Annotated in this window: 17 protein-coding genes, 2 tRNA genes and 1 pseudogene; 9 read left to right on the forward strand and 11 right to left on the reverse strand. The window is 72.6% G+C overall.

The annotated features are described in order from the left end of the window. The first annotated feature begins 17 nt into the window (after positions 1–17). The 3 genes from ACFYZ4_RS23435 to ACFYZ4_RS23445 are packed head-to-tail and all read left to right on the forward strand — an operon-like array spanning position 18 to position 4095. Entirely contained in the window at positions 18–1160 is a 1143-nt protein-coding gene (locus ACFYZ4_RS23435) for a hypothetical protein (protein ID WP_351303370.1), read from the forward strand. Beyond that, positions 1157–2758, forward strand: coding sequence for a hypothetical protein (locus ACFYZ4_RS23440; protein ID WP_390784739.1), 1602 nt, complete (start codon positions 1157–1159; stop codon positions 2756–2758). The genes ACFYZ4_RS23435 and ACFYZ4_RS23440 overlap by 4 nt, the downstream gene beginning before the upstream one ends. Beyond that, positions 2755–4095, forward strand: coding sequence for an AAA domain-containing protein (locus ACFYZ4_RS23445; RefSeq protein ID WP_351303376.1), 1341 nt, complete (start codon positions 2755–2757; stop codon positions 4093–4095). The genes ACFYZ4_RS23440 and ACFYZ4_RS23445 overlap by 4 nt, the downstream gene beginning before the upstream one ends. 32 nt (positions 4096–4127) lie before the next feature. Here the strand turns inward: ACFYZ4_RS23445 and ACFYZ4_RS23450 are convergent, their stop codons facing one another. Beyond that, positions 4128–4607, reverse strand: coding sequence for a MarR family transcriptional regulator (locus ACFYZ4_RS23450; protein WP_351303385.1), 480 nt, complete (start codon positions 4605–4607; stop codon positions 4128–4130). A gap of 113 nt (positions 4608–4720) precedes the next feature. On the opposite strand from ACFYZ4_RS23450, the gene ACFYZ4_RS23455 reads away from it, so the two are divergent. The 4 genes and pseudogenes from ACFYZ4_RS23455 (at position 4721) to ACFYZ4_RS23470 (ending at position 6710) form a co-directional block, all read left to right on the forward strand. After that, positions 4721–5290, forward strand: a complete 570-nt coding sequence (locus ACFYZ4_RS23455) for an NAD(P)H-dependent oxidoreductase (RefSeq protein ID WP_351303388.1) — start codon at positions 4721–4723, stop codon at positions 5288–5290. A gap of 187 nt (positions 5291–5477) precedes the next feature. After that, a complete protein-coding gene (locus ACFYZ4_RS23460; protein ID WP_351303391.1) occupies positions 5478–5819 on the forward strand; it encodes a hypothetical protein in 342 nt (113 codons plus the stop codon). A gap of 214 nt (positions 5820–6033) precedes the next feature. Continuing rightward, positions 6034–6646, forward strand: a pseudogene (locus ACFYZ4_RS23465) (bifunctional DNA primase/polymerase). After that, positions 6637–6710 (forward strand) — tRNA-Lys (locus ACFYZ4_RS23470). The pseudogene ACFYZ4_RS23465 and the gene ACFYZ4_RS23470 overlap by 10 nt, the downstream one beginning before the upstream one ends. Positions 6711–6785: 75 nt before the next feature. On the opposite strand, the gene ACFYZ4_RS23475 is transcribed toward ACFYZ4_RS23470, so the two are convergent. Next, the gene (locus ACFYZ4_RS23475; RefSeq protein ID WP_351303045.1) at positions 6786–8021 is read right to left on the reverse strand and encodes a M6 family metalloprotease domain-containing protein; all 1236 of its coding nucleotides are present in this window, start codon (positions 8019–8021) and stop codon (positions 6786–6788) included. Positions 8022–8367: 346 nt separating this feature from the next. Between ACFYZ4_RS23475 and ACFYZ4_RS23480 the strand changes: the two genes are divergently transcribed. Beyond that, positions 8368–10236, forward strand: a complete 1869-nt coding sequence (locus tag ACFYZ4_RS23480; protein ID WP_390784740.1) for a putative bifunctional diguanylate cyclase/phosphodiesterase — start codon at positions 8368–8370, stop codon at positions 10234–10236. A 39-nt stretch (positions 10237–10275) separates the two neighbouring features. On the opposite strand, the gene ACFYZ4_RS23485 is transcribed toward ACFYZ4_RS23480, so the two are convergent. From ACFYZ4_RS23485 to ACFYZ4_RS23500, 4 genes are all read right to left on the reverse strand, one after another. After that, on the reverse strand, positions 10276–10536 hold the full coding sequence (locus ACFYZ4_RS23485) for a DUF397 domain-containing protein (protein WP_390784741.1): 261 nt from the start codon (positions 10534–10536) through the stop codon (positions 10276–10278). Next, complete coding sequence (locus ACFYZ4_RS23490; RefSeq protein WP_390784742.1) at positions 10496–11344, reverse strand: Scr1 family TA system antitoxin-like transcriptional regulator; 849 nt, start codon at positions 11342–11344, stop codon at positions 10496–10498. The genes ACFYZ4_RS23485 and ACFYZ4_RS23490 overlap by 41 nt, the downstream gene beginning before the upstream one ends. Positions 11345–11500: 156 nt before the next feature. Beyond that, positions 11501–13186, reverse strand: a complete 1686-nt coding sequence (locus ACFYZ4_RS23495) for a glycosyl hydrolase family 18 protein (RefSeq protein ID WP_390784743.1) — start codon at positions 13184–13186, stop codon at positions 11501–11503. A gap of 255 nt (positions 13187–13441) precedes the next feature. After that, a complete protein-coding gene (locus tag ACFYZ4_RS23500) occupies positions 13442–14557 on the reverse strand; it encodes an LLM class flavin-dependent oxidoreductase (protein ID WP_390784744.1) in 1116 nt (371 codons plus the stop codon). Positions 14558–14786: 229 nt separating this feature from the next. On the opposite strand from ACFYZ4_RS23500, the gene ACFYZ4_RS23505 reads away from it, so the two are divergent. Beyond that, positions 14787–15545 carry an IclR family transcriptional regulator gene (locus ACFYZ4_RS23505; protein WP_030718073.1) on the forward strand — a complete coding sequence of 253 codons (759 nt, stop codon included), beginning with the start codon at positions 14787–14789 and terminating at the stop codon, positions 15543–15545. Between the two features lie 72 nt (positions 15546–15617). Here the strand turns inward: ACFYZ4_RS23505 and ACFYZ4_RS23510 are convergent. The 5 genes from ACFYZ4_RS23510 to ACFYZ4_RS23530 form a co-directional block, all read right to left on the reverse strand. Beyond that, positions 15618–15691: transfer RNA gene (locus ACFYZ4_RS23510), tRNA-Lys, on the reverse strand. A 59-nt stretch (positions 15692–15750) separates the two neighbouring features. Then, on the reverse strand, positions 15751–16410 hold the full coding sequence (locus tag ACFYZ4_RS23515; RefSeq protein ID WP_390784745.1) for a response regulator: 660 nt from the start codon (positions 16408–16410) through the stop codon (positions 15751–15753). Continuing rightward, entirely contained in the window at positions 16389–17693 is a 1305-nt protein-coding gene (locus ACFYZ4_RS23520; protein ID WP_390784746.1) for a sensor domain-containing protein, read from the reverse strand. The genes ACFYZ4_RS23515 and ACFYZ4_RS23520 overlap by 22 nt, the downstream gene beginning before the upstream one ends. Before the next feature lie 228 nt (positions 17694–17921). Further along, positions 17922–19592, reverse strand: a complete 1671-nt coding sequence (locus tag ACFYZ4_RS23525) for an AMP-binding protein (protein WP_390784747.1) — start codon at positions 19590–19592, stop codon at positions 17922–17924. Between the two features lie 26 nt (positions 19593–19618). Continuing rightward, entirely contained in the window at positions 19619–20212 is a 594-nt protein-coding gene (locus tag ACFYZ4_RS23530) for a lytic polysaccharide monooxygenase (RefSeq protein WP_351304199.1), read from the reverse strand. Positions 20213–20318: the final 106 nt, after the last annotated feature.

Genomic DNA, 20318 nt, shown 5'->3' on the forward strand with positions numbered 1-20318 from the left:
ATGGGACACTTCCGCCCGTGAGCTCCTACCCGCCCAGCAGTTCCGCGCAGCCGACCACGCTGCGGCAGCGGCTCGCCGGCCTGCGCGGCCCGGCCGTGCCGCCCCGTCCGCTCGACGCCCGGGCGCTGGCGGCCCTCGCCGCCAATCCCGGCTGCGGCAGACGGGCCCTGCTCGACGGCGCGGGCGTGGACAAGAACGCCCTCGCCACGGCCCTCGGCTCGCCCGCCGCCTTCGGGCAGTCGCAGTTCGCCATAGTCCGCGGGAACTCCTTCGAGGCCAAGGTCAAGGGCGACGGCGGCGCCGAGCTGCTGCGCCTGGTCCACGCGCACCTCGACCCGGCCGCCGAGCCCCCCGGCGCGGGCGCCCACGTCCCCGACCTCACCGCCGCCGGCCCCGAGGGCCGCTCCGCGCGGACCGCCCTCGCCCTGCGCGAGGCCACCGCGGCGAAGGCGTGGACCCTGCTGGACCACCCGATGCTGGCCCTGGAGGTGGCCGGCTCCCCGGCCTACCTGGAGCCGGACGCCGTGGTCGTGCATCCCGACGGCCGCTGGACCGTCGTGGAGATCAAGTCGTTCCCGATGATCGACGGGGCCGCCGACGCCGCGAAGGTGGGCGCCGCCGCCCGCCAGGCCGCCGTGTACGTGCTGGCGCTGGAGAAGACCGCCGGGAAGCTGGCGGGCGCCGAGGTCGGGCACACCGTGCTGCTGGTCTGCCCGAAGGACTTCTCGAACCTGCCCACCGCCTCACCCGTCGACATCCGCCGCGAGCGCTCGGTGACCCGGCGCCAGCTGGACCGGCTGACCCGGGTCGAGGAGCTGGCCGCGGCGCTGCCCGAGGGGATCAGCTTCGACCCGGCGACCCGGACCGCCGAGGAGCTCGTCGAGGCGGTGTCCGCCGTCGACGCCGCCTACGCCCCCGAGTGCCTGGCCGCCTGCGAGCTGGCCTTCCACTGCCGGGACCGGGCCCGCACCACGGGCGCGGTGACCGCGCTCGGCCGTTCCGTACGGGGCGAGCTGGGCGCGCTGACGACCGTCGAGGAGGCCCTCGCGGCGGCCTCCGGGGCCGGCTGCGCCGAGGATCCGACCGCCGCCGCCCTGCACCGCGCGGCCCGGCTGCGCGCCGAGGCGCTGGAGTCGGCGGCGGCGGGGGTCGGCGCATGAGCCTGCTGAACATGCTGGCCCGGCTGCAGGCCGTACGGGCGGGCCGCGCCCAGTCGCTCGCGACCGTACGGCACCGCCACCTGAGCGAGACCCCGATGGTCTTCGTGCCGCTGACCACGGCCGGTGAGGCCGGGGCTCCGCTGGGCGCGCTGGTCGGCACGGACCGGCACGCGCCGCAGGTGTTCGTGATACCCCAGCCCCGCGACCGGGACCTGCGCTGGGCGTTCCTCGCGGACCTGGCGGTCCCCGTGCTGGCCCACATCGACGCGTACGCGGACGCCGTGGAGCCGGCCGAGCGCAGCGAGACCGACCCGGAGACGGGCAAGCGGGTCAAGGTGGAGACCGAGCTGTGCGTGGACGCGCCGCAGCTGATCGTGCCGAGCCGGGCGGGCATCGAGTACGTACGGCTGCTGGGGCGGTCGATGCGGTTCCGGCGCACCGCCGAGGAGGAGCCGGAGAACCCGTATCCGGCGCCCTCTCAAGTGCCGATGCTGGGCCGCTGGTTCACGCACCTCGCCGAGCGCTCGCGGGTGCCGGGCTCCTCGATGCTGCTGTCGGCGACGGACCTGCTGTCGCGGCACTGGGCGACCGGCCAGAGCAATCTGGAGGATCAGCACCTGGGCGCGCTGCTGGGCTGGATCGACCCGCCCGAGGGCCTCTCGGGGGCCGAGGCGGCGCTGCGGGCGGAGCTGGGCCGGGACGCGGAGGGCCGGCTGCTGTGTCCGCCGGCCGGTCCGGCCACCGACCCGGCTTTCGACAACAAGCTGCTGGCCCCGGCCATCGCCCGGTACGACGCGGCGCGCACGGCCCTGGCGGCCGGGCCCGGGGACGACGACCGCCAGGCGGGGAAGAGCGAAGAGGTCCGGAAGGCCGAGGAGGCCGTGCGCCGGCTGGTCGTGGATCAGATGTCGGACACCTGGTGGGCGACGTGGGAGGCGGTCGACCTGCTGCGCGCCCTGCCGCCGGGCGAGCGCGCGGAGGAGCGCTGGACGCGCGACCGCTGGTCGTACACCGGTCACCGGGACCGCGTACGGGCGGGCGAGCCGCCGCAGCCGCGCCGCGACGACGCGGTGACGGCCGCCCAGAAGCTGGCCACGCGGGAGACCGAGCAGGTGCGGCTCGACGCGCAGGAGGCGCTGGACGACCCCCTCGTCATGGCGGGCCGGCGGCTCGCGGGCGAGGCCTTCGCCGGTGAGGTCACCGAGGTGGTGATGGAGTGGACGGAGTCGAAGCGGCCGAGTCCGCGCCCGCTGGTGACGGTGGCCACGGAGGACCGGCCGCAGCTCGCGGACGGGGGCGGCGGGAAGGTGTTCCGTTCGCTGGACGGTCGCCCGCAGAGCGCGCAGTTCGTACGCTTCGAGGAGGACGGGCGGCTGGTGCTGCGGCTCCTCGACAAGATGGGCCGCGGCCGGGACCCGGAGCCGGGGTCCGTTCCGGAGAAGGGTGACCGGCTCTGCTGGACGCTCTTCGAGCACGACGCGCGCGGCGGCCCGAAGCTCCCGGAGCCGGAGCAGACCCCGTGGACCCACGGCGGCCCGCCGGGGCACCTGAGCGCCGTCCCCCTGCCCGACGCCGTGACCGACGAGGACCTGCTGTGACCGCGACCGCATCCTTCGATCCCGGGGCCGCGGCCGCCGAGGCGACCGCCGCGATCCTGCGCGACACCCTGCACGGGGCCGAGCGGGGCGTGGTCGTCGACTCCCCGCCGGGGGCCGGCAAGTCCACGCTCGTGGTCCGGGCGGCCCGGGAGCTGGCCGCGGCCGGGCGCCGGCTGATGGTGGTGGCGCAGACGAACGCGCAGGTCGACGACCTGGTGTTGCGCCTCGCCGACAAGGACCCGGAGCTGAAGGTGGGCCGGCTGCACAGCAGCGAGGGCGACGCCTACGATCCGGCGCTGCGCGAGCTGCCCTCGGTCACCCTGTCGGCCAAGCCGAAGGACCTGGCGGAGCTGCCGATCACCATCTCCACGGCGGCGAAGTGGGCGTTCGTCAAGGACGTGGAGCCCTGGCAGCACGCCATCGTCGACGAGGCGTACCAGATGCGCTCGGACGCGCTGCTGGCCGTGGCCGGGCTGTTCGAACGGGCGCTGTTCGTCGGCGACCCGGGGCAGCTGGACCCGTTCAGCGTGGTCGGCGCGGAGCAGTGGGCGGGCCTGTCCTACGACCCGTCCGCGTCGGCGGTGAGCACCCTGCTCGCGCACAACCCGCAGCTGCCGCAGCACCGGCTGCCGGTGTCCTGGCGGCTCCCGGCGACGGCGGCGCCGCTGGTCTCCCGCGCGTTCTACCCGTACACGCAGTTCCGCAGCGGTACGGGCCCGGGCGAGCGGCAGCTGTCGTACGGGGTCCCCTCGGACGGGTCGGGCCCGGACCGGGTGCTGGACGAGGCCGCCGAGGCGGGCTGGGGCCTGCTGGAGCTGCCGGCGCGGCACACCCCGCGCACCGATCCGGAGGCGGTCGGGGCGGTGGCACTGGTGGTCCGCCGCGCGCTGGACCGCGGGGCGGTGACCTCCGACGAGCAGTCCGAGGGCCCGTCCCCGCTGACGGCGGACCGGATCGCGGTCGGCACCGCCCACCGCGACCAGGCGGCCGCGGTCCGCGCGGCGCTGGCCGCGCTCGGGGTCACGGGGGTCACGGTGGACACCGCGAACCGCCTGCAGGGCCGCGAGTACGACCTCACGGTGGTCCTCCACCCCCTGTCGGGCCGCCCGGACGCGACGGCCTTCCACCTGGAGACGGGCCGCCTGTGCGTTCTGGCCTCCCGGCACCGGCACGCGTGCGTGGTGGTGGCCCGCGCGGGCATAGCGGAACTCCTGGACGACCACCCCTCGACGGAACCGGTCCAGCTGGGCGTGACGGTGAAGTTCCCGGACGGCTGGGAGGCGAACCACTCGGTCCTGGCCCACCTGGCAGAACACCGCATCCCCTGGCGCCCGTAGGAGGACCTGCGGCCGCCGGGCCTGCCTCGGGCTCAGGCCTTGCGCTGGGTGCTCAGGCGGGTGCGGAGGAGTTCGCCGACTTCGGCGAGGGTGTGGAGCTGGGCCGGGGTGAGGATGTCGATCAGGTGGCGGCGGACGGACTCCACGTGGAGGGGGGCCGCCGCCGTGATGGTGGCCACGCCCGTCGCGGTGAGGACGACCTCCGCGCCCCGGCCGTCCGTGGCCACCTCCTCGCGGCGGACGATGCCGCGCTTCTCCATGCGGGTGAGCTGGTGGGACAGCCGGCTGCGGGACCACTGCATCCGTTCGGCCAGCGCGGTGATCCGCATGCGGTGGCCATCCGTTGAGCCGAGCACCGACAGGACGTCGTAGTCGGCTTCGGAGAGCCCGCTGTCCTGGCTGAGGTCCCGCGCGATCTCCGCGTCGACCAGCGGGAACATCCGCCGCCACGCGTACCAGGCGTCCTGTTCGGGCTCCGTGAGCCAGCGGGGCGGCTCGGGTGCGGGGGTCATGCCTTCCACTTTAGCCAGGTCGGTGACACATCACCTATCTCGTTGACATGTCACACACCGTGTGGGTTTTATAGGTGACACATCAACAACCGCATCGACCGGGAGCTCCCTCCATGACCCGCCTGCACGTCGTCTCCGCCGCCACCCGCCCCACCTCCTCCGGCCGCCCCCTCGCCCGCTGGGTCACCGAGCAGGCCCGCGACCGCGGCGGCTTCGAGGTCACCCCCGTCGACCTCGCCGAGATCGCGCTGCCCTTCCTCGACGAACCCGAATACGCCTCGAGCGGCAACTACGCCCACCAGCACACCCGTGACTGGAGCGCCCTGGTCGACTCGGCCGACGCCTTCCTCTTCGTCCTGCCGATGTACAACGGCGGCTTCACCGCCCCCTTCAAGAACGCCATCGACTTCCTCTACAACGAGTGGAAGGGCAAGCCGGTCGGCCTCGTCAGCTACAGCGCCGGCCCCACCGGCGGCGTCCCCGCCGCCGAGATGCTGCTGCCGGTGCTCACCCGCCTCGGCATGCTGCCCGCCGAGCGGTCCGTCGCGATCCCGGGCATCCCCAAGCTGATCGGGGCCGAGGGCTTCGAGGCTCCCGAGGCGCTCGTCGGCGAGCTGGCCGGCGTACTGGACGACGTGGCCGAGCTGGCCGCGCGGCGCGCCGCGGAGTCCGTCACGGTGTGACCCGGCGGGGCCGCGCCGCCCGCTCCGGCCGATCGCCTGTGCGACTCCCCCGCCACCCGGGCGGCCGGCCTGCTCGTGCGCCTCGCCGGCCGTACGGGTGTTCCAGCCCATCGCGTGGGGTCTTGCGTGGCGTTGGACAATGGACGGTGGCCCGGAAGGATTTCGCACGCGCAGCAGGAGGACACGGATGGCAGAGCCCGAGCGGACCGAGCGACGGCTGCGGCCGGCGCCGCTGCTCTTCGAGCCCTCGGAGGCCGCGGGGGATCCGGAGCACTTCTTCGACCTGGAATCGATCGAGGACCCCCGGGAGCTGCTGACCCGGGCGACCGAGCTGGCCCTCGCCTTCCGGGCGGCCCAGGACCGGGCCGTGGAGTTCCAGGCGCTCGCGGCGGCGCAGCTGGCGGATCCCCGGCGCTTCGACAGGCTCCCGCCCGCGGTGATCGCCGAGCAGGCGGAGTGGACCGAGGACTACGCCCTCAAGATGATCGAGTTCGGCGAAACCCTCCAGCGCGGAGCCGGTACGCCGTAGCGGGGCCACCCTTCAGCCCCGCCGGCGTTTGAGGCGCGGGGGTCCGGGGGCTGGCCCCCGGCAACGGCGCCGCACCTGGCCACGGCGAGGCTGCATCCGCCAAGCGCAGCGGACTGGCATATGCGGGGTGCAAGATAGCTCAGCCACAGGCCCCGCGTCCCGGTTTCCGGTAACTCCCGGAAGCCGGGTCGCTACGGCCGGTAGACCTTGGCATATGACGACGCTGACGACGGCTCCCGGTTCCTCCCCCGCCCTCGACGCACGGTCCGCGCACTCCGCCCACGTCACCCCGCAGGGCGCCGCCTGGCTCGCCTCCGCCTCTGCCCACCCCCGGAGCACCCTCGCGCTCTGGGAGGCCCGGCCCGGTCTGCCCGCCACGCTGCCCTGCGGGAGCGCCTTCGACGTCGTCAACGTCCCGCTCGTCCTCGGCCGTCGCGTCCTGGACCTGCTCCGGGCCGAGGGGCCCGGTTCCGGTCCGGTCGCCGTGCACCGCGGCCGGATGCTCCTCTTCACCGCCCCCGGCACCGCCCACCGGCTTCCCGCCCTCCTGGCGTGGGAGGAATGGGGAGCGTCCCGTACCGCTCCGGTGCCCCTGTGCCACGGCCCGGGCGACGCCGTCACCGTGCCGCCGCTGGCCGCCGTCCCCGGGCCCTCCCGGTGGCTGGTGGCTCCCGACACGCGGACGCCGTGGCTTCCCGGGCCCGAGGCCCTGCTCTGGGCCTTCGTACGGGCGGCCCGCAGCCCCGCACCGACCGGACCTGGGGATATCGATTTTTCGTTCCGCGGATCCTCCTGCTAATGTCTTCCTCGTCACCAAGCGCCGCTAGCTCAGTTGGTTAGAGCAGCTGACTCTTAATCAGCGGGTCCGGGGTTCGAGTCCCTGGCGGCGCACAGACGAGAAGAAGGCCCCCACGCGAGTGGGGGCCTTCTTCGTCGTTCCACGGCCACACCGCGGCTATCCGACGCTCACGTCGTGATCTTCACCGTGTACGCGCCCGACCGGGTCCGGTCCGCCACCTCGATGGTGATCCGCTCGCCCGGCACGGTGTACGTCTCGCCCACCTCCAGCGGCGCGTCCGCCAGCGGTGGGTACACCGAACGGTCCCAGCACGCCTCCGTGTCCGGATGCGCGTCCATCACCTCGATGGGACCGCCGCCGGACGCCGCCTCGTTGCGCACCCGGTAGACCAGGACCCCTTCCGTGCAGGTGTCCCCGTCGTTGCCGGCGGAGCCCCGCGCCTCGACGGCGATGGCGCTGCCGGGGCCCGTACGGATGACCGCGAGCCGGGTCCCGCCCGTGCCGCCGCTCGGCGGGGCCTGCGCCAGCGGCTGGAGCGTGTGCATGGAGGAGCCCGACTGCACGCAGTCCACCTGGGAGGCGTCCAGCCAGCCCAGCTTCCACTTGTGCCAGGCGAAGAGGTCCGGGGCCATCCCGAACTGGCTGCCCATGACGTCCCAGTCGCCCACGTACGTGTCCCAGTCGCCCTTGCCGTCCGTGGGGCGGTGGTAGAGGTCGGGCAGGTCGAAGACGTGGCCGGTCTCGTGGGCCAGTACGTTGCGGTCCGGCGGGTGGCGCTCGAAGACGGTGACGATCCTCCGCAGTTCGGTGCCGTCCGCGACGATCGGGTGGTCGAAGTTGACGACCTTGGTGGCGTCGGAGTCCACTCCGGGCGCGTCCGGGTCGGCGACGAAGTAGACGATGTCGTACTTGGTGAAGTCCACCTCGGCGTCGGCCGCCTTGACCGCGTCCCGCAGGTAGGCGGCCCGGTCCCCGGGGGCCCAGTCCCGCCTTATCCCGTACGCCGTGGACGGCTTGGGCATCCGGATCCACTGCTTCTGCGGGTGCGGGGTCAGCCGGAACCGGCCGTACGAGGCCTGCTCGAAGAACTCGCTGGTGGCGGGGAAGTGGTCGCGGGCGAGTTCCGTGGTCGTGAGGGTGCTGCGGTGGTCGGGGAAGGAGAGGAAGACCATGACCGCATCGAGCGTGCGCTCGGGCTTGGGGTAGGCGCCGTTCCAGCTGTCCAGGCCCAGCGAGTGGTGCGCGCCCGTCCGGGTCAGCGCGCAGGGTCCGGCGCCGGAATCGGCCACCGCGGGTCCCGCGACGAGCGACATGGCGGCGAGCGCGGTGAGGGAGGTGAGCGCCGCGGCGGTACTTCGGATGCGGGAACGGTCCACTCCCCCGGGTGTCTGCTGTCGCGCCACATCGACCTCCGGTGGTGGATTCGTGCCTGTTTAGCCACCTTGAGGCGATTGTCTTACTAATGCCCTGTTCCGCTGCCCCACACGAGTGAGCAATGAGGCAAGTCGGTGACCCCCGGACTTCACGCACCTGCCTACAGAACGTCACGACCGATCACCCGAGATCAGCCAGGGCCTTCGCATGTTCACAGCCGCGCAGAAACGATCACGCGATCTTGGTCCGGCGATCCGTCATCACGCCGAACTCCCGGACCCCACGCGGCGACGCCGCTGGATAGGGCCTCCCGGCAGCCTCTATGATCGGCACACTTTCCTGCACGGACACTCACGAACACTGCGGGAGCCAACGGTGAGCGGAACCTCAGAGGGAACCGGTTCGGCGGCCGACAGCATCCGATCGGCCATTACGGAGCGTCACCCGGCAGTGCCGGCCGTGCCGGCGGCGGCGTCGCGCGCCGAGTCGGAGCAGCGCGACTACCGGGCGGCCTTCAACGCGGCCCACCTCGCGATGGCGGTCGTGGACCGCGACGGCTACGTGATCGCCGCCAACGAGGCCTTCGCCGGGCTGCTCGGCAGCGAGCCGCACGCGCTCGTCCACCAGTGCGCCGCCGACCTGGTGGACCTGGCCGCGGAGGCCCGCACCTGGGCCGCGTACCAGGAGGTGCTCCGCGGCCGGCAGGCCCGGCTGCGCTGCACCCGCCGCCTCAAGCACCCCGACGGGCACTCGCTGTGGACCGAGGTCACCCTGGGGCCCGTACCCGGCACGGGGGACGTCCTGCTGTCCGTCTCCGACATCAGCGACCGCCGCGACCTCCAGGCCCGGCTGCGGCACCTCCAGATGCACGACCCGGTCACCCGGCTGCCGAACCGGGCGCTGTTCTTCGAGCGGCTCTCCGCCGCCCTGGAGGCCTCCTCGTACGACCACGGCGGCACCGGCCGGATCGGGCTGTGCTACCTGGACCTCGACGGGTTCAAGGCCGTCAACGACACCCTCGGCCACCGCGTCGGCGACCGGCTGCTGACGGCCGTCGCGGCCCGGCTGACCCAGTGCGCCGACCAGTCCGGGTACGGGCGCACCGGCGGGCACCTGGTCGCCCGGCTCGGCGGCGACGAGTTCGCCCTGCTGGTCGAGGACTCCACCGGCACCGAGCAGCTCGCGGACCTGGCGCGGAGCGTACTGGCCGCCGTCCAGGAGCCGTTCGACCTGGCCGGGCAGCGGCTGTCGGTCTCCGCCTCGATCGGGGTGGTGGAACGGACCACGGCCGGCACCTCGGCGACCGGACTGATGCAGGCCGCCGACACGACCCTGTACTGGGCCAAGGCGGACGGCAAGGCCCGCTGGACGCTCTTCGACCCGGAGCGCAACGCGCACCGCATGACCCGGCAGGCGCTCTCCTCGACGCTGCGGCCGGCGGTGGAGCGCGGGGAGTTCGAGCTGGAGTACCAGCCGCTGGTCGACCTGGAGAGCGGAGTGGTGCGCGGGGTCGAGGCCCTGGTGCGCTGGAACCACCCGCAGTTCGGCACGCTCACGCCGAATCGGTTCATCGGAATTGCGGAAGAGGACGGATCCATCGTCCAGTTGGGGCAGTGGGTCCTGCGGACGGCCTGCCGGCAGGCACGGCGCTGGCAGATCGAGCAGCCCAGCGACGCACCGGTCTTCGTGTCGGTCAACGTGGCCGTGCGCCAGGTGTGGGACTCCGACCTGGTGGGCGACGTCGCCGAGATCCTGGCCGAGACGGGCCTGGCGCCGCAGCTGCTCCAGCTGGAGCTGACCGAGTCGGCCGTGATGGGCTCGGCGGGCCGGCCGTTGCAGGCCCTGCAGGCGCTCAGCGACATGGGCGTGCGGATCGCGATCGACGACTTCGGCACCGGATACTCGAACCTCGCCTACCTCAGCCGGCTGCCGGTCTCGGTGCTGAAGCTGGACGGCTCCTTCGTACGGGGCTTCCGCTACGAGGAGGGCACGCACCCGAACCCGGCCGACGAGACCATCGTCGAGGCCCTGGTCCAGCTCGCCCACCGGCTGGGCCTGACGGTGACCGCGGAGTGCGTGGAGACCGCCGGGCAGGCGGCCCGGCTGCGCCGCGTCGGCTGCGACACCGGGCAGGGCTGGCTGTTCTCCCGCGCGGTGGCCCCGGACGTGATCGCCGGCATGATCGGCCGCCAGACGGAGGCCTCCGAGGCCGCCGCCGCACAGCCCGACGGGCCCGGGCGGTGACCACGGGCCCGGCCTCAAAGCGGCCCAGCAGGGCCGGCTCTAGAGGCTCCTCACGAAGGCCCCGAACGCCGCTGCCGTGACCGTGAAGACCGGCCCGCCGGAGTTCTTGGAGTCTCGGACGGCAACCTGGCAGGGCTGGGCGGCCACCTCGACGCAGTCGCCCCCGGTCCCGCCGCTGTACGAAGCCTTGCGCCATGCGGCGGTGCCGAGGGGGGCGCACTCGACGCAGTCGCCACCGCTGGAACCGCTGTAGGACGACTTACGCCATAGCGCGCCCGCCAGGTTCTGGATGCTTCCCATAGCGTTCCTCCATTACGCGAGCGATCAGCACTGCCGACGCCCGGGGAGAGAGGGCCTCGGCCTGGAGGCGAGCGTAGCCGACCGAACGCTCCTTGATCACTTGAGGGTTGGCCGTCATGTGCCCGGAGTCGTAGCTCTCGCTGTAGTGGATGTCCGGGTCGTCGTCGAACCGCAGAAGGTTGAACGAGCCCATCATTCCCGCGTGCTGGCCAACCTCGAAGGGCAGCACCTGGATCTCCAGCCATTGCCGGTCCTGGAGGCTCAACAGGTGGGCCAGTTGCTCCCGCATCACCTGGCGGCCTCCGATCTCCCGGAGGAGAACCGCCTCGTCCAGCACCGCCCACAGCACGGGCGGATTCTCGCGGGCCAGGATGCGCTGCCGATCCATGCGGGCCGCCACGGCCGTGTCGAGCTTGTCCGGCTTCTCGACGCCGAGCACGGCCCGCGCGTAGGCCTCCGTCTGGAGGAGCCCGTACACCAACTGCGACTGGTAGGCGGAGATGAAGCTCGCCCGGGCCTCCATCTCCGCGTACGCCTGGAACCACGTCGGCAGGACGCTCCGCAGGACCAGCCCCACCAGGCGGGAGAAGTGGCCGTCCGTGACGAGCGCCGCGTCCACCCGTTCCGAGAAGTCGCGCGTGGGGACCCTGCGGCCGTTCTCGACCATGCCGATCAGGGAGCCCGTGCAGTAGATGATGTCGCCCAGCTGCGACTGCTTCAGCCCGGCTCCTTCTCTCAGGCGGCGCAGCTCGTAGCCGTAGTAGTCCAGCGGCGAGGCACTGGGATCGATTTCACGGGCCTGAACCATGCGACGGCACCCCCAAGCGGAGAATGAGCTTGTGGCCGAGCGTAGCGATATGGACACGCAGAGGTGTCTGGAATCCGGCAACCATGTCACACACCTCCGCCCCGCCCCCGGAGAGGGGACAGGGCGGGGCGTCGCTCGGCGCGGGGTGGGGGGAGATCAGCAGGCGCCGAGGTCCTTCCAGACACCCCATTCACCGGTGGTGCCCGGCGTCTCGTTCTGCGTCCACCACTGGGCCTTGTACTTGCGGCCGTTGTGGGAGACCTCATTGCCGCCGGTGTAGACGGTGCCCGCGACGTACGCCGGGGTCGAGCCGCAGCCCGTGGTCGGCGGGGTCGTCGGAGGCGTCGTGGGCGGAGTGGTCGGAGGCGTGGTCGGCGGGGTGGTCGGCGGGACCGTGGCCGAGCCAAGCGCGTCCGAGATCTGGTTCAGCAGCGTGGTGTTGTTGTCCAGGCCGAGCAGGGAGTACATCATCGCGCCGGCCAGGCCGCGCTGCTTGCCGTAGTCGACCCGGGCCTGGATGGCCTTCTGGTTGAGGCCGGTGAAGAACTCGCCGTCCTTGTAGAAGTACGAGGCCTTGGCCTGGTCGTCCCAGAAGGTGGTCGCCGGGTTGTCGACGAGGCCGCCGAGCTCCTTGTAGTTGGCGATGCCGGCCTGCTGGCTGGTGGGCCGGGCGGCCGAGGCGCCGGTGGCGGACTGGGCGAGGCCGTTGGCGGTCCCGGCGGGGACGCCCTTCCAGCCGCGGTAGTAGAACTCGTACCCCAGGGTCAGCTTGTTGGCGGGGAAGCCGCCGGTGATGCCGTAGGCCGGGTTGCCGTCGATCCAGGAGTCGATGGCGTTGTCGATGCTGTACTTCTGGGTGCCCGGCGCGATCGGGTCGGTCGGGTCGTTGGCGCCGGAGTACAGCGGGGACTGGTGGTACGTCGGCCCGTCGCCGTCCCAGGCGCCGTGCATGTCGTACGTCATGATGTTGGCGTAGTCCAAGTACTGGCCGATCTTGTCGGTCTCGATGTACTTGATCTTGTCCTGGCCGGCCGGGAGGGCGGAGGTCAGGAGGAACTTCTTGCCGCCGTTGGCCGTGCCGTAGGCGTCGAGCTGGGTGCGGAACTCCTTGAGCAGGAGCGTGAAGTTCTGCTTGTCCTCGGGGGCGTAGTGGTTGCCGAGGTGGCCGCCGGACGAGCCCGGATACTCCCAGTCGATGTCGATGCCGTCGAAGATCCCGGCCGCGACGCCCTGGCCGCCGTAGCCGCCTTCGACCGGCAGGTTGCCCTTGATGTACTGGTCGATGCAGGAGGACACGAGCTTCTTGCGGGAGGCGTCGGTCTTGGCCGCGTCGCTGAAGTACTTCGAGTAGGTCCAGCCGCCCAGCGAGATGTTGATCTTCAGGTGGGGGTATTTGGCCTTCAGCTGCTTGAACTGGTTGAAGACGCCGACGATCGGCTGGTCCCACTTGTCGGCGACCCCGCTGACGCTGTCCGCGGCGCTGAAGGACTTCTGGTAGTCGGCGTACGAGTCGCCCGCGCCGTCACCGGCGTTGGGGTTGTTGTCGTCGCCCGCCGCCTTGTTCGCCTCGAAACAGGTGAGGTCGGTGGGGTGGATGTTGCCGAACGAGTAGTTGATGACGTCCAGCTTGCCCGCTATGCCGCGGGTGTCGAGGTGCTTGGGATAGAAGGCGTTCCCGTACACGCTCCACTGGTCGTAGTAGGCGATGCGGACGCCGCCCGCGGCGGCGGTGGTGCCGGCGTCGGCGGCCTGGGCCGTGCCGAGTCCCGCGAAGGAGGCAAGCGCTCCGGCTGCCAGCGCGGCCGTTGCGGCGGCCGCGATGAGGGGTTTACGGATGTGCATGAACTGCCTCCGGGGGGCTGGGAGGAGAGAGCAAGAGGTTCGGGTGAGAGAAGTGATAGCGATCACTCCAGCCCCGCGTCAATGGTTCGGACCAAAGAAGGACTAGACCACTCCGACGCTATTTCCCCAAGTCAGAGAGTTGAGCGCACATCAGAAACCGCTCGCCACCCCGGGTGACGAGCGGTTTAAGGCTGCCTTCAGACATCCCCCCGCAAGGTTTCGTCAACAAACCAGCCAAACCCCGTTTGCATACGGTCAGTCGGCCGCCGGTGCCTGCGCGGGCATGTCGTACGCGTCTGCGACGAGCTCGTACGAGCGCAGGCGGGCCGCCCCGCTGTGGGCGTTGGCGGTGAGCATCAGCTCGTCCGCGCCCGTCCGCTTGGCGAGGTCGTCCAGGCCGGTGCGGACCTCGTCGGGGGTGCCGTGGACGATGTTCGCGAGCCAGCCGTCGACGAATTCCCGCTCCGCCGGGGAGAAGGGGTACGCCGCAGCCTCCTGCGGCGTCGGGACCAGTCCGGGCCGCCCGGTGCGCAGCCGCAGCATCGACAGCGCGCCGGTGAGCACCTGGGCGCGGGCCTCGGCGTCGGTGTCGGCGGCGAGCGCCGAGACCCCGATGACGGCGTACGGGGCGTCCAGGACGGCCGAGGGGCGGAAGCTCTGTCGGTAGAGGTCGAGGGCGGGCACGGTGCCGGCGGCCGAGAAGTGGTGGGCGTAGGCGAAGGGCAGGCCGAGCTCGCCGGCGAGCCGGGCGCTGAAGCCGGAGGAGCCGAGCAGCCACAGGGGCGGCCGGCCGGCGGGGCCCTGGACCGGGCCCGGTACGGCGTGCACGCGGGCGTACGGGTGCCCGTCCGGGAAGTCGTCGTCGAGGAACCGGCGGAGCTCCATGAGCTGCCGCGGGAAGTCGTCCGCGGACTCGTCGAGGCGCCCGGCCCCGCGCAGCGCGGCGGCCGTGCGCCCGTCGGTGCCCGGGGCGCGGCCGAGCCCGAGGTCGATCCGCCCGGGGGCGAGCGCCTCCAGGGTGCCGAACTGTTCGGCGATGGCGAGCGGGGCGTGGTTGGGCAGCATGACCCCGCCCGAACCGAGCCGGATGCGGGAGGTGTGTGCGGCGAGGTGGGCCAGGATCACGGCCGGCGAGGAGCTGGCGACGCCGGGCATGGAGTGGTGTTCGGCCACCCAGTGGCGGTGGTAGCCGCGGGACTCGGCGAGCCGGGCGATGGCCACGCTGGTGCGCAGGGAGTCGTGGGCGGTGCTGCCGGCGCCGACGGTGACGAGGTCCAGGACCGACAGCGGTACGGTGGCCCGGCCGTGCGCGGCGCCCCGGATGCCGTCGTCCCTGCCGTGCTGTCCATGTGCGCCACCGGTGTCACTCATCGTCGCTCCCGTCTCGCCGTGTCGTCCGTACGAAGAATTCGAACCGTGAACGGCGGCCGGGCATTCCCGGCGCACCGGGACAGCGCGCGTGACCATGGCATATGCCAGTGGAGTAGATCCAGGCAGAGAGACATGATTGAGCCATCAATCTCCCCAACAGGCGCTCCACATGGGCCTCTTGATGGCTATCGTGGTAGGGCAAGCGGTAACAACCTGCTAGGGGGAAACCGTGGCGCTGAAGCCCGAGCCGACCGCGCCGTTCCACTCGGTGCAGTACGCACTACGCGTACTCGAAACGATCGCACGGCACACCGGTGGTGTGACCGACGTGCAGATCGCGCGTGAGACCGGCCTGCCCGCCGTCCATCTCGCCCCGATGCTGCTCATGCTGCGTCGGGAGGGGTATGTCCTGCAGGTGTCCGACGGCGCCTACGCCATAGGGGACTCCCTCGTCCTGCTCGGCTCGGGCATCGACCGGCAGCAGGCGCTCACGGACAAACTGCAGGAGACGCTGGATCGGCTGCGCGACTCGGTCGGCGCGGCCGTCTACATCAGCCGGTACGTGGACGGCGAGGTCAGGATCACGCAGTTCGCGGACAGCCCCCGCACCCCGAAGGTGCACGAGTGGGTCGACTTCCGCTCCGCCGCGCACGCCAGCGCCGTCGGAAAGTGCCTGCTCACGCAGCTGGACCTGAACGGGCGGCGCGACCACCTGTCCCGGCACAAGATCGCCCGGCTCACGTCGAAGACGATCGTGAACGAGCGGATCCTGTTCTCCAAGCTGGACGCCCAGCCGGCCACCGTGCCGATGCTGGACCTGCAGGAGTACGCCGTGGGCACGGTCTGCGCGGCCGTCCCGATCACGGCCGGGGCCTCGGTGGGCTGCCTGGCCCTGTCGATGCCGGTCGAGCACGCGCACCGGCTGCGCGCCGCGGCGGACACCCTGAACCGGAAGGCCGCGCCGCTGCTGCTGTCGCTCACGCTCTGACGGCGGGCCGCGCACGGGCCGGAAAACACTTCGGGCGGTTCCCGGTGAACCGGAAACCGCCCGAAGGACAGGTGCGCCGCCAGGGACTCGAACCCCGGACCCGCTGATTAAGAGTCAGCTGCTCTAACCAACTGAGCTAGCGGCGCCTGCTGACAGAGAAAATACTACCTGCTCCTCAGGGGTGCTCAAAACCAATAGACCGGCACTAACCGCGGAGGTACGCGAGGACCGCCAGGACCCGGCGGTGCGTCCCCTCGCCGGGCGGCAGGTCGAGCTTTCCCAGGATGTTCCCGATGTGTTTGCCGACGGCCGCCTCGGAGACCACCAGCGCGCGGGCGATGGCCCCGTTGGACTTCCCCTCCGCCACCAGGCCCAGCACCTCCCGCTCGCGCGGGGTCAGCGCGGCCAGCGGATCGCGCCGCCGGCGCAGGAGCTGGCGCACGACCTCCGGGTCCACCACGGTGCCGCCGCCGGCCACCGTGACCACCGCGTCGAGGAACTGCCGCACCTGCCCGACCCGGTCCTTGAGGAGGTAGCCGACGCCGCTGCCGTCGCCGGAATCCAGCAGGTCGGCGGCGTACGAGCGCTGCACGTACTGGCTGAGCACCAGCACCGGCAGGCCGGGCCGGGCCGCCCGCAGCTCCACGGCGGCGCGCAGTCCGTCGTCGGTGTGGCCCGGGGGCATTCGTACGTCGGTGACGACGATGTCCGGGTGGTGGGCGGCGACCGCGGTACGCAGCTCCTGCGCGTCCCCGACGGCGGCCGCCACCTCATGGCCGAAACGCGTCAGCAGACCGACGAGCCCCTCGCGGAGCAGGACCCCGTCCTCGGCGAGGACGATCTTCAGGGGCTGCTCACCGGGCACGGGATCTCCAGGCTCAGGACGGTCGGCCCGCCGGGCGGGCTGGTGATCGTCAGTGTGCCATCGAGGACCGCGATCCGGTCCGCCAGTCCGGTCAGCCCGGACCCGGCCGCCGGATCCGCTCCCCCGCGCCCGTCGTCCCGTACGTCGATCAGCAGCGCGGCACCGGTGTGCCGGGCGGTGACGGCGGCGCGGGCGGCGCCGCTGTGCTTGCCGATGTTGGCGAGGGCCTCGCAGACGCCGAAGTAGGCGGCGGCCTCGACGGACTCCGGCAGCCGGGGCAGGCCGGCGGCGGCCAGGTCGGTGTCGACGGGGACGGCGGAACGCTCCGCGACGTCGGCGAGCGCGCCGGTCAGGCCGTAGTCCGTGAGCACCTGGGGGTGGATGCCGTGGATCAGCTCGCGCAGTTCACCGAGCACCTTGCCGGCCTCGTCGTGGGCGGCGGCGAGCTGGTCGGCGAGCGGGCCCGGGGGTGCGTCGAGGCGGGCGAGGCCGAGGGTCATGGTGAGGGCGACGAGCCGCTGCTGGGCGCCGTCGTGCAGGTCGCGCTCGATACGGCGGCGCTCGGCCTCGAAGGCGTCGACGAGACGGGCCCGGGAACGGGTGACCTCGGCGAGCAGGCCTTGGAGCTCGCGCGGGCGGGGGGCGAGGAAGGCGCGGGTGAGGGCGGCGCGGGCGGCGGCGAAGGCGCCGAGCGGGTAGAGGAGGGCGGGGAGGAGCAGGGCCCCGGCGGCGGCGACGGCGAAGGCGGCGGGGTAGGAGGTGATCAGCCAGAGCTTGATCACCTTGACCTCGCCGCCGTGGCCGTCGCCGCCGCCGTCTGCGGAGAAGGCGAGCTGGAGGGGGGTGGTGAGCAGGAGGAGGGGGAGGCCGAGGAGGGTCCCCACCGCGACGAGGTCGATCCACCAGAGCAGGAAGCCGTGCAGGACGGCGTAGGCGAGCTCCCGCCAGGTGGCCTGCTCGCGGTAGCGCAGCCGGGCCCAGGCGAGGAGGCCGGGCTCGGCGGGCGTGCGGTGGGGGGTGGCCGTGGGGTCGAAGTCGCGGTCGACCAGGCGGAGGCGGCGGCGCTCGACCGCGGCGGTGGGGATGCCGGCGAGGCCGAGCAGGGCGAGGAGCGGGAGGCCGATGGCGACGGGGCCGAGGGCTGCGCCGGCGGTGGCGAGGAGGACGAGGGCGAGGAGGACCGGGACGCCGGTGAGGGGGCTGGCGGCGAGGTAGCCTGCGGCTCGCCAGGGGTGGGCGGAGCGGAGGTGGTGGCCTCGGGGGGTGTGGGGGGCGTCGTCCATGCGGGCACGCTAGCCGCCGAGTCCTTGCCCGGACCATGGCCCCGGCCCGTCTGCCCGTTCCGCTGCGCGGAGCCTTCTCCCCGCCCCGCCCTTTCTCCTCCCCCAGACTTCGTCCGGGAGGGGCCCCCACCGGGCTCCGCCCGGACCCCAAAGACCTGGGGCTCCGCCCCAGACCCCGCTCCTCAAACGCCGGAGGGGCTGGAATGCCCAGCAGCGGCGGGGCGGGCGCTAGCGGCGCAGGAGGTCGGCTCGGCCGTGGGACTCGTACGTCGCGAGGAGGGCGGTCACGTCGGGCTCGGTCAGCAAGGCGTAGCCCCCGGCAGGGGAGCGGTGCCAGACCGGGTCCGCGCAGCGGAAGGCGGACTGGCGGAGGGAGACGCGGTGGATCTTGTTCGTGGCCGTGACCGGCATGGCCGGGAGGATGCGGACGTAGCGCGGGGACATCTTCGTGCCCAGGTCCGGCTGCGCGGCGAGGAAGGCCTCGAACGAGGTCGGGGAGAACGCCGCGCCCTCCCGGAGGGTGAGCGCGGCCATGACCTGGTCCCCCGCCACCTCGTCCGGGACGGCGTAGACCGCGACCGCCGTCGCGTCGGCCCAGCGGGCCAGGATGTTCTCGATCACCGCCGCGGCGAGGTTCTCGCTGTCGACGCGGAGTCTGTCGTCCGTGCGGCCCGCGAAATAGAGGAAGCCTGCTGCGTCGCGGAAGAAGAGGTCTCCGGTCCAGTACCAGCCGTCCCGGGTGCGGTCGGCCTCCGCGGCCGGGTTGCGCCAGTAGCCCTCGAACAGGCTGCGGCCCCGGTTGACCAGTTCGCCGATGGCCGCCGAGCCGTTCAGCAGGCGGCCGTCCCCGTCCAGCATCGCGGCAGGGCATTCCGCGCCGGTGTCCGGGTCGATCACCGCCAGGTCGTCCCCCGCGCCCGCGCGGCCCAGCGCGCCCGGCGGGGTGTCCGGGGTGCGCTGGACGGAGGCGCCGCCCTCGGTCGCCCCGTAGCCCTCCACCAGCCGGACTCCGAACCGCTCGGCGAAGCGGGCCGCGTCGACCGCCCCGGCCTCGGTGCCGAAGCCGAGCCGCAGGCTGTGCGTGCGGTCGTCGGGGCGGGGTTCGGTGGCCAGGAGGTACTGGATGGCCCGCCCGACGTAGGTGAAGTAGGTGGCCCCGTACGTCCGTACGTCGTCCAGGAACGCCGAGGCCGAGAAGCGGCGGCGCAGGGCGACCGCGGCCCCGCCGACGAGCGCGGGGAGCCAGTCGGCGATGACGGCGTTGCCGTGGAAGAGCGGCATGCAGATGTAGTGGACGTCCTGTGGGGTGACGGAGAACTGGCGGGCCAGTGCCGAGCCGGCCGCCGCGAGGCGGCCCTGGGTGCAGATGGCGGCCTTGGGGGCGCCGGTGGAGCCGGAGGTGAAGTAGAGGAGGAGGCGGGAGTCGGGGGCAGGGGTGCGCAGGGCCGCCTCGCCGGGCTTGGCGGCGGCGTAGGGGGCGAGCAGGGCCTCGTACTCCTCGGTGCCGGTGACCAGGACGCGTACGCCCGGCAGGTCGAGGCCGCGCAGCAGCGGCAGGTGGGCGCGCTCGGTGATCAGGATCCGGCAGTCGGTGTGCAGGATGTCGCGGGCCAGCTCGGGGCCGCGCCGGGTGGGGTTGATCCCGGCGACGGCGGCCCCGGCGAGGGCCGCCGCGCCGAGCCAGAACGGGAACTCGGGGGTGTTGTCGAGCAGCACCCCGAGGTGCGGCTCGGCCCCCGGTGGCATGAGGTCGACGAGGAGCGCGGCGCGCGCGGCGGCCTCCTGGGCGGTCCGGTGGTGGGTGAGGACACCGCCCTCGTGTTTCAGCCCGGGCCGGTGGTCGCCCCATTGGCGCGCTATGAGCTCCGCGACGGTTTCGGGTGCAGTCGTCGTCCGCATGCCGCCGGAGGGTAGCTGACGTTCCGTCAGAATTGAACGTCGGAGCAGGCGTAGAAGGCCATCGGGGTGTCGTTGACGGTCCAGACGGCCAGGATCAGGTGCCGGCCCGACTTGCCGCTCGGCATGGCCCCCTGGTGGACGGTGGTCATGGCGGGGCGGGCGCCGTTGTAGGCGACGGTGAGGAAGGGCTGGGGTTCGAGGTCGGCGCGGGTGAGGGCCTTGGTGCCGGTCCAGCCGTTCTTGGTGACGTAGTACTTGAAGTCGGTGGTGGAGTGGTTGGCGGTGAACTGCCACCGGAAGGCGTAGCTCTGCCCGCTGGTCACCTTGGTGGTGGGCCAGGCGCCGCCGCGCGGGTTGTCGAGCTCGGCGAACTGCGAGAGCCCGCCGGAACATATCTTGCCGTCGGCGGGGCCGGCGGCCGGGAAGCCCTTGAAGCCCTCGACGCTCTGCGGCTCCCACTGGATCGCGCCGCAGTCGGAGACGGTCTTGTTGGCGCAGAGCTTCTGGCGGCTGATGGGGGTGTCGGTGTAGCCGTGGCTGCTGGCGGTGGGGGCGCTGACGAGGGTGATGCCGGCGACGAGGCCGAGGCCGAGCGCGGCGATGCCGGCCCGTCCGGGCATGCGGATGGGACGCATGATGCTCCTTGAACGTGGGGGGAGTTCGGTGAGAGCGCGCGCGTGTGGGGATTAGGTCTAGACCAAGTCCCAGATTATTGACGAGAGTTGG

The organism is Streptomyces sp. NPDC001513 (genome assembly GCF_042894695.1).
In the GTDB taxonomy this organism is placed as follows: domain Bacteria; phylum Actinomycetota; class Actinomycetes; order Streptomycetales; family Streptomycetaceae; genus Streptomyces.